This window comes from Arcanobacterium phocae (assembly GCF_018913465.1).
GTDB classification, from domain to species: domain Bacteria; phylum Actinomycetota; class Actinomycetes; order Actinomycetales; family Actinomycetaceae; genus Arcanobacterium; species Arcanobacterium phocae_A.
In genome coordinates, this window is the sequence record NZ_JABAPM010000007.1 from 1 (window position 1) to 15,133 (window position 15,133).

General features: G+C 52.0%; 14 protein-coding genes. 12 read left to right on the forward strand and 2 right to left on the reverse strand.

The features are described from left to right. Nucleotides 1-130: 130 nt before the first annotated feature. Nucleotides 131-1,165, reverse strand: a complete 1,035-nt coding sequence (locus KSO86_RS07790) for an isochorismatase family protein (RefSeq protein ID WP_216379561.1) — start codon at nucleotides 1,163-1,165, stop codon at nucleotides 131-133. A gap of 109 nt (nucleotides 1,166-1,274) precedes the next feature. Between KSO86_RS07790 and metG the strand changes: the two genes are divergently transcribed. From metG to KSO86_RS07850, 12 genes are all read left to right on the forward strand, one after another. Continuing rightward, complete coding sequence (gene metG / locus KSO86_RS07795) at nucleotides 1,275-3,080, forward strand: methionine--tRNA ligase (RefSeq protein WP_216379562.1); 1,806 nt, start codon at nucleotides 1,275-1,277, stop codon at nucleotides 3,078-3,080. Nucleotides 3,081-3,091: 11 nt separating this feature from the next. Continuing rightward, on the forward strand, nucleotides 3,092-4,054 hold the full coding sequence (locus KSO86_RS07800; protein WP_216379563.1) for a TatD family hydrolase: 963 nt from the start codon (nucleotides 3,092-3,094) through the stop codon (nucleotides 4,052-4,054). Nucleotides 4,055-4,168: 114 nt separating this feature from the next. Next, nucleotides 4,169-5,413 carry a resuscitation-promoting factor gene (locus KSO86_RS07805; protein WP_216379564.1) on the forward strand — a complete coding sequence of 415 codons (1,245 nt, stop codon included), beginning with the start codon at nucleotides 4,169-4,171 and terminating at the stop codon, nucleotides 5,411-5,413. Nucleotides 5,414-5,434: 21 nt separating this feature from the next. Then, nucleotides 5,435-6,328, forward strand: coding sequence for a 16S rRNA (adenine(1518)-N(6)/adenine(1519)-N(6))-dimethyltransferase RsmA (gene rsmA / locus KSO86_RS07810; protein ID WP_216379565.1), 894 nt, complete (start codon nucleotides 5,435-5,437; stop codon nucleotides 6,326-6,328). Nucleotides 6,329-6,454: 126 nt separating this feature from the next. Next, the gene (locus KSO86_RS07815; RefSeq protein ID WP_216432034.1) at nucleotides 6,455-7,294 is read left to right on the forward strand and encodes a PRD domain-containing protein; all 840 of its coding nucleotides are present in this window, start codon (nucleotides 6,455-6,457) and stop codon (nucleotides 7,292-7,294) included. A gap of 15 nt (nucleotides 7,295-7,309) precedes the next feature. Further along, nucleotides 7,310-8,905, forward strand: coding sequence for an N-acetylglucosamine-specific PTS transporter subunit IIBC (nagE, locus tag KSO86_RS07820; protein WP_366504509.1), 1,596 nt, complete (start codon nucleotides 7,310-7,312; stop codon nucleotides 8,903-8,905). After that, a complete protein-coding gene (locus KSO86_RS07825) occupies nucleotides 8,905-9,390 on the forward strand; it encodes a PTS sugar transporter subunit IIA (RefSeq protein WP_216379567.1) in 486 nt (161 codons plus the stop codon). The genes nagE and KSO86_RS07825 overlap by 1 nt, the downstream gene beginning before the upstream one ends. Before the next feature lie 87 nt (nucleotides 9,391-9,477). Next, the gene (locus KSO86_RS07830; protein ID WP_216432036.1) at nucleotides 9,478-10,434 is read left to right on the forward strand and encodes a 4-(cytidine 5'-diphospho)-2-C-methyl-D-erythritol kinase; all 957 of its coding nucleotides are present in this window, start codon (nucleotides 9,478-9,480) and stop codon (nucleotides 10,432-10,434) included. Between the two features lie 117 nt (nucleotides 10,435-10,551). Then, the gene (locus KSO86_RS07835) at nucleotides 10,552-12,405 is read left to right on the forward strand and encodes an ABC-F family ATP-binding cassette domain-containing protein (RefSeq protein ID WP_216379569.1); all 1,854 of its coding nucleotides are present in this window, start codon (nucleotides 10,552-10,554) and stop codon (nucleotides 12,403-12,405) included. A 69-nt stretch (nucleotides 12,406-12,474) separates the two neighbouring features. Continuing rightward, nucleotides 12,475-12,963, forward strand: coding sequence for a hypothetical protein (locus KSO86_RS07840; protein ID WP_216379570.1), 489 nt, complete (start codon nucleotides 12,475-12,477; stop codon nucleotides 12,961-12,963). A gap of 9 nt (nucleotides 12,964-12,972) precedes the next feature. Beyond that, complete coding sequence (locus KSO86_RS07845) at nucleotides 12,973-13,272, forward strand: hypothetical protein (RefSeq protein ID WP_216379571.1); 300 nt, start codon at nucleotides 12,973-12,975, stop codon at nucleotides 13,270-13,272. A 116-nt stretch (nucleotides 13,273-13,388) separates the two neighbouring features. Further along, nucleotides 13,389-13,904: a MarR family winged helix-turn-helix transcriptional regulator gene (locus KSO86_RS07850; protein ID WP_216379572.1), complete on the forward strand. Its 516-nt coding sequence runs from the start codon at nucleotides 13,389-13,391 to the stop codon at nucleotides 13,902-13,904. 2 nt (nucleotides 13,905-13,906) lie between these two features. On the opposite strand, the gene KSO86_RS07855 is transcribed toward KSO86_RS07850, so the two are convergent. After that, a complete protein-coding gene (locus tag KSO86_RS07855) occupies nucleotides 13,907-15,133 on the reverse strand; it encodes an ABC transporter permease (RefSeq protein WP_216379573.1) in 1,227 nt (408 codons plus the stop codon).

Consider the following 15,133-nt stretch of genomic DNA (forward strand, 5'->3'; position numbering starts at 1 on the left):
TTGTGTCTGTGGGTGTTGTTTTTTTTTATTAATTTTTCCTTATATTTTTTTATTTTTTTTTTCAACCCCCCCTCCGGGGGGGGGGGGCCCCCCCCCCCCCCCCCCCCCACCACTGTAGCTGCTTCAGCTTTTATAGCCCAGGCTTGTAATCGATATCTGAGAAATCGAAATCAGATTCATCAGCTTCATCCGAGAAATCAATATCGTCATCGATATCAATGTCGAAGTCGTCCAATCCGAGATCGGGGATATCTTCGTCGGTAGATAGCCGCGACTCGAGAGCATCGAATCGATCCGTTTCATTAAATTCAGACCCGTCTTCATCTGCAAAATCGTCATAGACTGGGGCCTCACGGATCACGCCGCCATTGCTGGAATCCGGAAGTTCGAAATCGCGGTAGTCAGCAGCGCCATATTCGTCGTCTTCAAGATCATCGGGGATGCCGTCGCCGTCCGTGTCATTCCACGTATCTTCATCCCAATCGGTTGATGAATCTCCGGCCCACTCATCGTCGTCGTGTGAGCGAACCTGTTTCCATTCATCAGCGAGGAGTGGAACGTCGTCGTCATCGTCTTCATAAAAACCGAACGCCTCCGAAGAAGGAAGCTGTTCAACGCCGGCTTCGTCCATTTCCTTGCGTGCGGCGAGCCCAAGATCTTCTGATACTGGCACCGTGAGGTCCGAAAAAACTCGCGCCGTAAACCCAGAACGTACCGCATCTAACGCTGTATCTTTTACGCAATGAGATTCTGCGAGACCAACGATGTCAACTGCGGAAATCTCGTGCTCACGCAAAAGAACCTCCAGCGGCTCACCATCTGCATTTTTGCCCTCAAATCCAGAATATGCCGCGGTGAGTTCGCCTTTTTTAACTGAATCGTCAAAAGGCAAAGCGGCAATGGCTTCATGTAACTCGGCCTCAGCAGTCCCGGCAACACCATGTGGCGGCCAAGAATCAACAAAATCTGGAGTATCAGAAAAATGCTCACCCGGGGTGATGTGCCAGTCTTGAGTGGTAACAATATATTCGTAATCATCGGCGTGCTCAGTGACGAAATCAGCAATGCGTTCTGCAACCGCGTTGCCTCCTTCAACTCCTAGGGCGCCACCTTCGCAGAAGGTGGGCTGAACATCGACGATAAGAAGTGCGCGTTGAACTTCCATTACCCCTCCAAATGTTTGTCATCTTTGACTATATTCTAAGCATACGTGGCGAACGTGAGATAGGCACATGGAGTTTCGTATCACAGCAATAGGCGCGTAATCTATAGGTATGAAGATTTTGTCTGCTGTAGCTTGGCCATACGCCAACGGTCCTCGCCATATCGGTCACGTTGCTGGTTTTGGTGTCCCTTCTGATGTTTTTTCGCGTTACATGCGAATGGCTGGACACGATGTTCTCATGGTGTCTGGAACTGACGAACACGGAACTCCAATTCTGGTTGCTGCGGATAATGAAGGTGTTACTCCGCAACAATTAGCGGACAAGAATAACCGCATTATTGCCGAGGATCTTGTTAACCTCGGATTGTCCTACGATCTGTTTACCCGTACCACAACCCAGAACCATGTTGATGTTGTCCAGCATTTGTTTGAAGGATGTCGCGATAACGGCTACATGATTGTACAAGAGCAACTGGTGGCTATCGATCCGAAGACCGGTAACACATTGCCGGATCGTTTCATTGAGGGAACGTGCCCGATTTGTGGCGCTGCCGGGGCTCGCGGTGACCAATGTGATACCTGCGGTAACCAGCTTGATCCGCAGGATTTGATTGATCCGATCTCCAAGGTTTCCGGTTTAACACCAAACTTTACGTCCACTGAGCACTATTTCCTTGATCTGCCAGCGCTTGCTGGAGCACTCGGGGAGTGGCTGGATGAGGTGGAACGCGATGGATCGTGGCGTCCGAACGTTATTTCGTTCTCGAAGCATCTTCTCGACGACGTTCGCCCGCGTGCGATGAGCCGCGATATCTCGTGGGGTATCCCAGTCCCAGGCTGGGAAGACAAGCCAAACAAGCGCCTTTACGTGTGGTTTGATGCGGTAGTTGGGTATCTTTCAGCATCGATTGAGTGGGCTCGCCGCCGGGCGGCTAACGGCCAGGGAAGCCCAGAGGACTGGCGCGAATGGTGGACGAACCCACAGGCGTTGTCCTACTACTTCATGGGCAAAGATAATATTGTTTTCCATTCTCAGATTTGGCCGGCGGAGCTGTTGGCCTATAACGGTGCTGGTTCCAAAGGTGGGCAAGCACGCGATTTCGGAAAGCTCAATTTGCCTACCCAGGTTGTTGCTTCGGAGTTCTTGACGATGGAGGGGAAGAAGTTCTCGTCGTCGAAGAACGTGGTTATCTATGTGCGTGACGTATTGTCTCGCTATCAGCCAGATGCGTTGCGTTACTTCATTTCTATTGCAGGCCCAGAAACATCGGATTCGGACTTTACGTGGGCGGAGTTTGTGCGCCGTAATAATTCGGAATTGGTTGCTGGCTGGGGTAATTTGGTGAACCGCACCGGTGCTATGATCGCGAAGAATTTCGGCGAAGTTCCAACGCCAGCTCAGCGTGAAGAGATTGATAATGCTCTGCTCGATACCATCCGCACCGGTTTTGATACGGTTGGTCAGCTCATTGGCTCGCACCAGCAGCGCGCTGCGCTCAGCGAGATTATGCGTCTCGTTGGCGAGGCTAACACCTACGTCACTCGTACTGAGCCGTTCAAGTTGAAGGCTCCCGAGCAGCGCGAACGTCTGGCAACTGTGCTGAACACGTTAGTGCAGGCGGTGTCTGACCTGAACACTATGATGAGCGTATTCTTGCCGCACTCCTCGAACCAGATCGACAAGATCTTAGGTGGTACCGGTGATATCGCGCCGATGCCACGTGTCGAAGAAGTGACTGATTTGGATACCGATTATCCATATCCGATTATTACCGGTGACTATTCTCAGGTTCGTCCGTGGGAACCACGCGAAGTTGTTCCGGGCACCCCGATCGCTAAGCCGAAACCAGTGTTTGCCAAGCTTGATGAATCGGTCATTGCTGAAGAGCTTGAGCGACTTGGAATCGCAGAGTAATTGGCAGGTAGATGAGTAGCTCGAAAGCTAAGAAAGAACGTCGGCGGCTGGTCCTGGATATTCCGGACCGGCTGCCGGTTCCTATTGTTGATAACCATACGCATATTTCCCCAGATCCGGCAGTGGGTCTTGACGGGGATGCACCGGTTCAGAATACGGACGACGCCGGAAATTTGCGAATGCCTGTTTTGCTGGCAACGTTGCGTGATGGAATGGCGAAGGCCGGGGTACGGGCGGGGATTTCTTCAGGCTGCGAAGTGCCGATGCTGGAGTTTACCCACGATCTTGCCCGTGATGTTCCTGAGATTTGGGCGGCGTTAGCGATTCATCCTAACGACGCTGCGTTGCATGCGGGAGTGCGTGAGGTCGCCCCTGACGGTCTAGAACCGCATGTGGATCCGTGGCATGATGAATTATCGTTGGACGACGCCGTAGCGAAAGTTGCGCAACTGAGCGCAGATCCGTGTGTGGTTGCGATAGGTGAGACTGGTTTGGATTATTTCCGTACTGGTGACAATGGTAAGCAGGCACAGCAGGATGCGTTCCGTGCGCATATTGCGCTAGCGAAAGAGCTCGGTAAGCCGTTGCAGATTCATGATCGAGATGCGCATGCTGATGTGATTGATATTTTATTAGCTGACGGTGCACCGGAGCGGACGGTATTCCATTGTTTCTCGGGTGATCGCGAAATGGCTCAGCTATGTGCCGAACACGGATGGTATGCCTCGTTTGCTGGGCCGTTGACGTATGGCCCGAACGTAGAGTTACAGGAAGCATTTGATGCCATGCCAGATAACTTAATTTTGGTAGAAACTGACGCGCCCTATTTGACACCAGTTCCGTTTAGGGGGCATCCGAACGTTGCTTGGGGCGTAGGATATACCGTGCGATTTATGGCTCAGCGGCGTGGCATGCGCCTCGAGGATTGGTGCTCGATAATAGATAACAACACCCGAAATGTATATGGGATATAGAATTTGTCGGATCTTATTTGTTAGTCGTCGCACCCTGGCGTGACTAATTGTTACAATTTGATTACGATGGGTATACATCAGATAACTAACCAATGTTAGACGTGGAGAAAACCAATGGATGAAACTCAACTGTCTGCGATGACTCCGCCAAAGCCAGGCTCGCGCCGGGCGCGGCGAGCGGCAGAACGAGCAGCAGCGGCCGCAGCCGCAGCAGCTGAGGCAGCCAAGCGTAGTACCGCAACTACCGGGGAAATCCCGGCGATTAGGGAGACTCCAGCGATTGCTCCGCAAACGTTTGCATTGCCACGTACTCGTCCAGTTTCACTAGCTCCTTCGATTCCATTTGCGGAGCAGATGAACCATGATCTGGTTATTGCACAAGTGGACGAGGATAACGCCGTCGTCCGTAAATCTCGTAAAGCAACCATGATGCAAGGTGTGGGGATCAGCTCTGCAGTAGCTTTGGTTGCTGGAATTGGTTTAGGAATCGCCGTCGATAATGTGCCTAAACATATGGCGATGGCGAGTGGTCCGTCAGCAGCTGAGCTGGCGGTCGCTTCTGTTTCGCTGGGGGAGCATACTCCAGTGATCGATGGCGTTACGTCGCATTTTATGGTGAGCGTTGATGGTAAGACTCGAAAGATTAATACTTCTGCGCGTGCCAGCTTGGCAGACGCGCTAACTGCTGCAGGCATTGAGATTAACGAAGCAGATATTGTTTCGGCTCCATTAGATAAACCGATTAAAGCCGGCGCTCAAGTTACCATTACTCGCGTAACCACTGAGACGGTATCGGAAACGTACGATGTTGAACCAGAAACCCAGCGTGAAGACGATCCAACTTTGCCAAAGGGACAAGAGAAGAAAGTCAGCGAAGGTAAAGCTGGCCAGGGAACTCGGACCGTTGTGATTACTAAGCATGATGGTAAGGAAACAAGCCGTGCAGTTAGTGTTGATGCGATAACTACCCCAGCTGAACCGACCGTCATCAAGGTCGGTACTAAAGATAGCGCTAAGTCAGCTGTCGCAGTGCCAGTTAATGCAGCGCCAGTTGCACCTGGAACTGCGCGTTCAATCGCGGCTGACATGGTTGCGGCACGTGGCTGGTCGGAAGCAGAATTCGCTTGCCTCGATCAACTATGGCAGCGCGAGTCAGGATGGAACCACTTGGCAAACAATCCATCCTCAGGCGCCTACGGTATTCCACAAGCTCTGCCGGGGTCAAAGATGGCTTCTGCAGGTGCTGATTGGCAGACTAACCCGGCAACACAGATCACTTGGGGTCTAGGATATATTTCGGGTCGTTACGGAACACCGTGCGGCGCGCTGAACCATTCACATTCTGTCGGCTGGTATTAAACCCAGTACAGTGAGGAAAAAATGAGCCACCACCCCGTTCCTCTTCTTGGACCGGTGAAGATTCGCCAACTTGCTGAGCAACTAAATATTCGTCCAACGAAAACTCTGGGGCAGAACTTTGTTCACGACGCTGGAACAGTGCGGCGCATAGTTCGCGATGCCGGAGTAGTAGCTGGAGACCATGTTGTTGAAGTTGGACCAGGGCTTGGCTCTCTCACGTTGGCCATTTTAGAAACAGGCGCTATCCTTTCAGCAATCGAGATAGACCCGCCTTTAGCTAATGCGTTGCCGGCTACCATTGCCGAGGTCCAGCCGGAGTCGGTAGCTAACTTCGCGGTCACCAACCGAGACGCGATGGATATTTTGTCTGTGGCTGATCTTGCCGTACCAGATGTAATCGCAAGTACAGATTTTATGCCTAAGCATTTAGTAGCGAATCTGCCGTATAACGTGGCTGTGCCAGTGCTTCTGACGCTGCTTCAATCGCTGCCCACATTAGAAACAGTAACTGTAATGGTTCAGCTTGAAGTAGCTGATCGGTTGGCAGCTCAGCCGGGCTCCAAAACGTACGGAGTGCCATCAGTGAAAGCGAACTGGTATGCCGATGTGTGGCGAGGCGCAAAAATCTCCCGCAATGTTTTTTGGCCAGTACCCAATGTTGATTCGGCATTAGTGCATATGCGCCGCCACCCAGAACCAGAAGGCGTGGATCGACGTGACGTGTTCGCCGTCGTCGATGCCGCTTTTGCGCAGCGTCGCAAAACTTTACGCGCCGCACTCTCCACTTGGGCGGGCAGCCCAGCGCGTGCCGAAGAAATTTTGCGTGCGGCCGACGTCGACCCGTCGCTTCGCGGAGAAAAACTTACGGTTGACCAATTTATCGCAATTGCTTGCCAAGCCAAAAAAGTGGCGTAGCTTACGAAAGATCTTGCGAAACGCTCCAGGGTGTCTTATATTTAAAGAGTAAAAATCCTGGGTGTTACTGGTAAGCAGGCATGACCAGACGGGCGCCGAAATACGGTGCGCTCAACGAGGAGCGATATGGTTCAGTCTGCTGCTCGCGTGATGAGAATTTTCAATAACAATGCGGTACTTGTCAGTATCGATGGAGTAGAGAGAGTTCTTGCTGGGCGAGGAATTGGTTTTGGGAAGCGACCGGGAGATCTTATCCCAGCCGGCGATGCACAGCGCCAATTTATTGAAGCTAGCCCGGACAAAATTGATTTCCTCACCTCGGCTAACGCGCTCGATCCGCAACTAGTTGACACCGTTACGGAAGCGGTCGAACTCGCAACAAGCATGATCAAAGACCTTGATCCGTCAGTCTATGTTGTGTTGGTAGACCACATGGCTTTTGCTGTGCAACGGCACCGCAGTGGGCTCACCATTCGCAACAAGCTCGTAGAAGAAGTCAAAGTCGCTTTTTCAGCGGAATTTACCGCAGCCGAAATCATGGTTCACTACGTTAATCAGAAGCTCGACGTCGAACTTCCCACTGACGAAGCAGCCTACATCGCATTGCATCTCAATGCGGCACGTACCGGAGCAACAGTCAAACAGCCCTTATCTGAAGCTAACCAGCTAGGAAGCATCGTAGATCTTGTCAATCGTTCCATTGGCGACGACAAGCCTGGCGACATGGCAGAATTGTTACTCACCGTTAACGGGTTCATTACCCGCATTCAGCATGATATATGGCGCTCTAATACCACCACGGCAATGGTGGAACGGTTATTGCCGGAGGAATTTGGACTAGCGCGCCAGATCATTACACATATTGCAGGGCCAGATGCTCACGCTACCCATATTGCGAACGAATCCGCCTATTTGGCGGTATTTTTGCACGGGTGGCGGCAAGTTTCAGGCACACAACATACATAAGAAGGACACACTACTGTGAACGGAAAAATTATGGAGAGCCTACAACGGCTCGGTAAAGCGCTGATGGGCGCAGTTGCTGTCATGCCAGTAGCTGCAATCCTGATGGGTATCGGCTACTGGTTCGATCCTACTGGCTGGGGTTCGAACAGCGTAGTCGCTGCTGTCCTTATCAAGTCAGGTGCGGCAGTTCTGGATAATCTTGGATGGCTGTTCGCGATCGCGCTAGCTTTTGGCCTTTCGCGCGACAACAACGGTGCTGCTGCGCTGTCCGGCTTTATCGGCTTCGCAACGATCAAAATGCTTTTGAATGAAAAGTCAGTTGCGGGTTTCCAAGGAATTGACCTAGATAAGCTCGACGGCGCTGCCAAGCTCGATTGGGCATCCCAGGGATGGGGCGCAATGGGCGACAAGAACGTCCTTGTTGGTATCTTCGTCGGTATTCTTGCGGCTTGGGTTTACAACCGGTTCTCCCGCACCAAGCTTCCACCATTCTTGGCCTTCTTCTCCGGCCGACGTCTGGTTCCAATCCTCACTTCGTTGCTCGCTATCGTCATGGCTGGCGTTCTCTATTTTGCTTGGCCATTTGTGTACTCGGCTTTGTTCCACTTTGGCCAGTCCATCCAGGGCATGGGCGCACTCGGTGCAGGTATTTACGCATTCGCTAACCGTTTGCTCATCCCAACCGGTTTGCACCACGCATTGAACTCGATCTTCTGGTTCGATGTTATCGGAATTGACGATATCGGTAACTTCCTCGGCGGTGGTAAGACCATCGCAGCTGCTGCAGCAGCAACCGATGCGGCTTCCTGCCCAGGCGTTGGCGTATGGGCTAACGGAACGTGTACTGTTATCGGTGAAATCGGCCGTTACCAGGCTGGCTTCTTCCCAGTAATGATGTTCGGTTTGCCAGCTGCGGCATTGGCAATGTACCTGCGCGCAAACACTAAGTCGCAGAAGGCAGTCGGCTCGCTCATGATGGCTGGCGCTCTTGCATCCTTCTTTACCGGTGTTACCGAACCTCTCGAATTCGCATTCATGTTCGTTGCTCCAGTTCTTTACCTCGTCCACGCAGTCCTCACTGGTATTTCGGTATTCTTGGCTGCAATGTTCCACTGGACGGCCGGCTTCGGCTTCTCCGCTGGTTTGGTCGATATGGTTCTGTCGGCTCGTAACCCGTTGGCAAACGAGTGGTACATGTTGCTGGTTCAGGGCTTGGTATTCGCTGCGATTTACTTCGTCGTATTCTACTTCTTGATTGGTGCGTTGAACCTCAAGACCCCAGGACGTGCTGACGATGCCGAGGAGCAGAACGTTCAACTTGCTGGCGACACCGAGTTCTCCGGCGTTGCTGGCACCGTTATTGAAGGCTTGGGCGGTATCGAGAACATCGAGTCCATCGACTACTGCGCTACGCGGCTACGCACCGTCGTCAAAGATTACGTCAAGGTTAGTGAAAAGACCATCAAGTCTGCTGGTGTGGCGGGAGTCATTCGCCCATCGCAAAGATCAGTTCAGGTTGTGGTTGGCCCGCAGGTACAGTTTGTATATGACGAGGTTGCAGATTTATTACGCGCTTCGGAAGTATCACTGAACGGCGAGCAGGAGATCTAATGTTTGGTTTAGGCAAGAAAAAAGTCGAATTTCACCCGGTTTTCCCCGGCGCTGTAGTGCCCGTAACTGAGGTGCCCGACCCGGTATTCTCGCAAGGTATGCTCGGTACGGGATACGCAGTTAATCCGGACCCTCAAGCGGATGAACTCGTTGTGTGTGCACCGATTGATGGCACAATTGGCAAGATGTTTAAAACCTTGCATGCGTTCACAATGCATGTTGATTCCGGCGTGGATTTCTTGGTTCATATCGGACTTGACACGGTTGAACTTCATGGCGAAGGCTTCACCGCTCTTGTGGAAACGGGAACGCATGTGAGTGCAGGTACTCCAGTTATGCGACTGGATGCAAAAGCTCTGCGTGTTGCAGGAAAGAACCTCATTACTCCAGTAGTTTTCACAGAAAAAGTTCAAGTGAAATCAGTGGATGTGCATGAAGGTGATGCCATGCTCGAAGATGTGGCTGCAACGGTCACGCTTGCCTAGATAAAAACTGACTAGATTGGGCGGTTCGGAGAGATTCCGGACCGCCCAATTTGTTGTTTGCGGTTGGTAACAGGGAATAATAGAAGCATGAATATAGATAGGGTAGTGCATGCGTCTGCACCGGGGAAAGTCAATATTGCGTTGCGAGTAGGTACGCCGCGCCCAGATGGTTTTCACCCGTTAGATACGGTGTTTGAGGCGTTGGATGTGCGTGACGACGTCGTAGCTCAGCTCGCGCCGGACCTAACGATGAGTATTAGCGGAATCGGGGAAGATCTGCCGGTTGATGATTCTAATCTGGTGATTCGGGCGGCACGGTTGTTGCGGGATCGGTTTGGACACCGTACGAGCCTCGATATTGCGCCAGCTGACTTAGGAGCGCACCTGGCGGTAACAAAACGTATCCCGGTTGCTGGTGGTATGGCTGGCGGGTCCGCCGACGCTGCGGCAACACTGGTGGCGCTGAACGAATTGTGGCAACTGAGTCTTGAACCCGAACAGCTCTATGAGTGTGCTGCCGAACTCGGTTCCGATGTGCCGTTTTCCCTGATGGGGGGAATAGCGCACGGGATTGGCCGTGGAGAGCAATTGACGCAGCTGCCGTCGTCAGAAAGCCACGGCTGGGTCATGCTCCTTAACCAGCAGGGGCTATCCACTCCGGCGGTATTTCGTGAATTCGATAAGCTCGGATTAGGGCGCGCAACGCCGGAAACTACTGATGATGTGCGCGCCGTGATATCCGGGCCAACCCGCGGTAGCGAGCATCGGGGACTGCTTGGCCGTGCTGTCGGCAATGATTTAGAAGAGCCGGCTCGCTCACTACGGCCGGATGTGGCACATATTATCGACACGATACGCGCCCATATCACGGCGGGCGTTCTGGGGGCACATGCGGTGATTCTGTCTGGTTCGGGGCCTACTATCGCTGTGCTAGCTGAACCAAGCCGGATGGATTCGTTGGCGGCTCGTCTTGAACAGTTGTTCCCGGACTTAACGGCGGTGGTTGCCACCGGGCCAGCTCGTGGAACTTATCTAGTAAGATAAAACCCAGTGCGTGCATACAGTTTGCATATATGGATATTTCAGCTCAGTTTTTCGAAGAAAAGCTCAAATTCCCTAACTTTGTGCACGCATTGTGATCATTAAAGAAAGGCCGGGTTGATGGCGCATATTTTGGGTGTTGAAGACGTTTCGATTGCGTTAGGATCGCGCCCAATTTTGGGCAATATTAACGTCTCTATCGAAGACGGTGCCAAGATTGGGATTGTTGGCCCTAACGGTGGCGGCAAGTCCACCTTGCTGAAGCTGTTGACCCGTGCTTTAGAACCGGATAGCGGGCAAGTTACCATGATGAATGGAACCCGGTTTTCGGTTCTTTCCCAGGCGATTTCGTTTGCTCCCGATGTGACGGTTATCCAAGCGATCCACGGTAATACTGAGGAATACGTGTGGGCGTCGGATTCAGCCATCCGGTATTTACATGAGGGGTTGTTGCCTGATGTTCCGCTTGATCGGCGGGTGACTGAGCTCTCTGGTGGGCAACGACGCCGGGTTGCGCTCGCGGCAACCTTGGCAGCAGATGCGAACGTGGTTGTGCTTGACGAACCAACCAACCACCTGGATATCGAAGGCGTTACCTTCCTTGCTAAATATCTCAATGAACGTTTTGGCCGGGGCGAGGGCGCACTTATCGTCGTCACCCACGACCGCTGGTTCTTGGATGCGGTATGCGACCGGTTGTGGGAAGTCGTTCCCGGTAATGATGGCGCTGGTGGGCATAATCCGCAGCCGGGCCGGGTGGAAACCTATGAGGGTGGCTATGCCGCATATATTTTGCAGCGTGCTGAGCGTGCTCGGATTGCGCAACAAACTGCGGAAAAGCGCAATAATATTTTGCGTAAGGAATTGGCGTGGTTGCGGCGTGGTGCACCGGCACGTACCTCTAAGCCGAAATTCCGTATTGAGGCTGCCAATGAGTTGATTGCGAACGAACCGCCACCGCGTGATTCGGTCGAGCTTGCCAAGATGGCTACGAGCCGGTTAGGTAAGGATGTTATTGATCTGATTGACGTGTCTTTTTCGTATGATACGGCGGGTAATGCGGATGCCCAAAAGCCGGTCCTCGATGACGTGACATTGCGGTTAGCCCCGGGTGAGCGCCTGGGAATCGTGGGCGGTAACGGTGCTGGAAAGTCCTCGTTACTTGGGCTGATTAGTGGTGTTTTAGCGCCGACTACGGGCCGGGTTAAGCGTGGCAAAACAGTGAACTTGGCGGTGCTAACCCAGGAAACTAAAGAGCTTGAGGATATTGCGACTCGGCGAGTGGTTGAGGCCGTTCATGATATTGCTACCCACGTTATGGTAGGCAAGAAGGAAATGACTGCCGCGCAGTTAGTGGAGAAACTTGGTTTTACCCGGGAGCGGGCATGGACGCAGGTGGGGGATCTCTCCGGTGGGGAGCGGCGCCGGTTGCAACTTTTGCGGTTGCTGGTTGGGGAACCAAATGTGTTGCTTCTTGATGAGCCTACCAATGATTTGGATACCGATACGTTGGCGGCGATTGAGGATATGCTTGATTCGTGGCCGGGTACCTTGGTTGTGGTCTCGCACGATCGTTACCTGTTGGAGCGGATTACCGATCACCAGGTTGCGGTGCTTGATGGTCACGTGCGCGATTTGCCTGGTGGGGTGGATGAGTACGTGCAGTTGGCGGCTCAGCTTCGTAAGGAACGTTCCGACGACGGCGATGCCGGCCCGCACGTGGCAGCACCTACCAAGACGAAGGATGCGGCCAAAGAGCGGTTAGTGCGTAAAAATATGGCACGTATTGAACGCAAGATGGATAAGATTCGCCAGCAGATTGACCAGATTGGGTTGAAGCAGGCTGATGCGGCAGCGAGCGGTGATTTTGCGGTTTTGATAGATCTTGGGAAAGAGGCGGCTGCGGCTCAGGGCGAACTGGATTCCTTGGAAGATGAATGGATAGTGGCTGCCGAAGAAGTAGAATTTTTATAGAAATAGTAAATGTATTGATGTGATATGGTATGATTTAGGTAAGCTAGTAATGTAGCTAGCAAAAATAACATGGAAGGTTTCAAAGATGAAAATTTCTGCATTTTTTTATCGTTTAGTCTAGTCTTGAGTGCTCAGTTCGGGGATTTAGAATTGACGTCAAATTCCGTTGATAATGGTGGAGAAATTGGTGATAGTGGTCGTCAAGTCTTGATTTACCCTGATAATTTTGGAGCGTCAAATGGTGAATTGGACACCTTTAGTGATACCCCATCCAATAAATTTCAGCCCATCTTGCCAAATTCCCCAAGATTGCATGATATTTCTCCGTATGCAATCATCCCTTCAGTAGATATTGGGGGAGGGGGAGCGTCGTACCCACGAGTATCGCCTAAAGAAGGATGTTCAAGAGCACGTTGGGGTAATTTCATATGGTCGGTGGCGTGGGGCGGATTGGTTTGTGCGCCGGTTTCTGTTGCTACTGGCTTTGGGGGTTTCCTTTGTGGGGCTGCTGGTAGTGCGGCTTCTACATGGTTGCCATGGAATAACATTTGTAGATAGGAGCCTGTCATGAGTCGGTTAACGAAATACTTGAGTGCTGGCGTGCTTTTGGCTATCGTCAATTCTTTTATTGTGATGAGTCCTGATTTGCTTGATGGTGTAGGAATTGGCACTGCGCTGGCGAATAACATCACGAAGGTTGTTATTCAAGCGATAATGGCACTGGTAATCATGGGTGCCGGTGGAGTCATGCGTGAGAAAGCGGATTCGGGCGAGTTGCCTGATGGTACTGTTCAAAACCTCCTATTTTTCGCCTTAGCAGCAGCGCTTATGCTTATTGCTGTTGCTATTGCAGTGTTATGGAGATAGCGATACGGCCTAAAGTCCGTAGACTATATTTTGACGTCAAGGTATGGTAAGGGTGTGCGTCAAGCAACGGCGCTTAACGCACACCCTATATCCTGCACACTCAACCGGAGCCTTCTATGACTGATGACCCCATGCCCTCCGACAATTCAATTCGCGATGACGTTGATGCGATTATTACTGCATGGCAGGATCAATGCCCAGAGTTAGACACAGCTCCTTTCGCTATTTTTTCGCGGTTATTGCGCCTGACACGGCATATTGAGCGGATGCGGAAAACTGTGTTCGCGCGCAATGGGCTGGAAACGTGGGAATTTGAAATGTTGGCGGCATTGCGGCGAACCAAAAACCACACCTTGACTGCTGGGCAACTGATGAAAGAAACATTGGTGTCTTCCGGAACGGTGACGAACCGGCTCGATCGAATGGCGGCTAAAGAATTATTGGTTCGTCAATCGGGCGAACATGACGGGCGTGTTGTTTATGTGCAAGCTACTGAGTTGGGGCTGTCGCTGATCGACGGCGCAGTTGAGGATCTGCTCCACGCTGAAGCGCAGATTTTAGAACAGTTTAGTGTGGCTGAAAATGACGAAGCAGCCGCCTACATGAGACGGCTGCTCCATTCGTTCGAGTAACGTTACTTGCTCTGTTTCCATGCCTGCTTGATAGACATGCGCTTACCTGAATGCAAAACCGAATTGCGGTAAAGCTTGCCGGCAAATGCTGCCAACAGCGGGATAGCTGCTACGCCCAGCACAAATGCGATGATTTGTTCAGTGGGTGAAGAGATTCCGAAGGACTGTCGGATTGGCATCATGAAGGATGACATGAATGGAATATATGACAAGACTTTCGTGATGAGTGCATCAGGCATTGCCGAGATGAGGAAGAATCCGCCATAGATCGGGATGAAGGTGAGCATCGTGAGCGTACCGGTGATCGGAGCAAGATCTTCTTGGCGAGAGACGGTTGCTGCTAGTGCCCCTGCAATCAATGAGAAGGTGAAGAAGCCGACGATAGACCACAGAATCGTCCATACCGCGAGTGACGAAAGATTCAGTAGCGGCAACGTCACTCCCGCAATTTTCAGTGAAATAAACGTGGCTACAATATAGCAGGCGACTTGGCCAATAATCACTGTGCCGATTCCGAGGATCTTTCCAAGTAGTAACGTCCGTGGTTTGACGGAGGTCAAAATAATTTCGACGACGCGCGAGGACTTTTCTTCGACAACTCCAGTTGAGATTGTTGCTAGACCTCCCAAGATAACGGTGGCAAGCAGAATCACAACACCGAGTGCGGTGAAGTAGCCAACCGGGTTAGAAGCGATGAGGTTATCGTCAGATGCTAAATCCAAGACCCGTACATTTGCGCCGTCAGCACCGGTAATCGCTGAAGCGGCTTCATCCGGAGTCAGGGTGGAGTTTTCGCTGGCAATCCAGAATGTCACGCCACGATTCACTCCTTCGCCGAAGTCGCCACTGATAGCGCTCGAATTAGGGAAAATCACGGTCGGTTCAGCCGGAGTTCCGCCAACAACAGCGTAGGTGATATCAGTGTTTTCGTCATCAGCCTGGGCTTCGACCGCATCAGTCAGCCATTCTTCGCCTTCGCCATCACCAATACTTTCGGTGCTGGTAGCAGGTAGCGCAGCTTGAATAAATTCGGCAGCATCGGCGGCAGATTTCTCAACGCCCACAACATACGATGTTTCTGGGGCTGCAGAATCGTCGTCACCGCTCATCACAAGGTTGGCAATAATGCCGCCGCCGAAAATAAGAACGAGCATAACCACGAAGGAAATCTGATTTGATCGGGTCTGGAGTAGCGCGGTCATTTCCCGCTTAATAATCAGTCCTAGCAT

Bases quoted from the DNA above. Each gene is read 5' to 3' on its own strand.
- KSO86_RS07790 (WP_216379561.1), bottom strand. From the start codon at position 1,165: ATGGAAGTTCAACGCGCACTTCTTATCGTCGATGTTCAGCCCACCTTC.
- metG (WP_216379562.1), top strand. From the start codon at position 1,275: ATGAAGATTTTGTCTGCTGTAGCTTGGCCATACGCCAACGGTCCTCGC.
- KSO86_RS07800 (WP_216379563.1), top strand. From the start codon at position 3,092: ATGAGTAGCTCGAAAGCTAAGAAAGAACGTCGGCGGCTGGTCCTGGAT.
- KSO86_RS07805 (WP_216379564.1), top strand. From the start codon at position 4,169: ATGGATGAAACTCAACTGTCTGCGATGACTCCGCCAAAGCCAGGCTCG.
- rsmA (WP_216379565.1), top strand. From the start codon at position 5,435: ATGAGCCACCACCCCGTTCCTCTTCTTGGACCGGTGAAGATTCGCCAA.
- KSO86_RS07815 (WP_216432034.1), top strand. From the start codon at position 6,455: ATGGTTCAGTCTGCTGCTCGCGTGATGAGAATTTTCAATAACAATGCG.
- KSO86_RS07825 (WP_216379567.1), top strand. From the start codon at position 8,905: ATGTTTGGTTTAGGCAAGAAAAAAGTCGAATTTCACCCGGTTTTCCCC.
- KSO86_RS07830 (WP_216432036.1), top strand. From the start codon at position 9,478: ATGAATATAGATAGGGTAGTGCATGCGTCTGCACCGGGGAAAGTCAAT.
- KSO86_RS07835 (WP_216379569.1), top strand. From the start codon at position 10,552: ATGGCGCATATTTTGGGTGTTGAAGACGTTTCGATTGCGTTAGGATCG.
- KSO86_RS07840 (WP_216379570.1), top strand. From the start codon at position 12,475: ATGGAAGGTTTCAAAGATGAAAATTTCTGCATTTTTTTATCGTTTAGT.
- KSO86_RS07845 (WP_216379571.1), top strand. From the start codon at position 12,973: ATGAGTCGGTTAACGAAATACTTGAGTGCTGGCGTGCTTTTGGCTATC.
- KSO86_RS07850 (WP_216379572.1), top strand. From the start codon at position 13,389: ATGACTGATGACCCCATGCCCTCCGACAATTCAATTCGCGATGACGTT.
- KSO86_RS07855 (WP_216379573.1), bottom strand. From the start codon at position 15,133: ATGCTAGGACTGATTATTAAGCGGGAAATGACCGCGCTACTCCAGACC.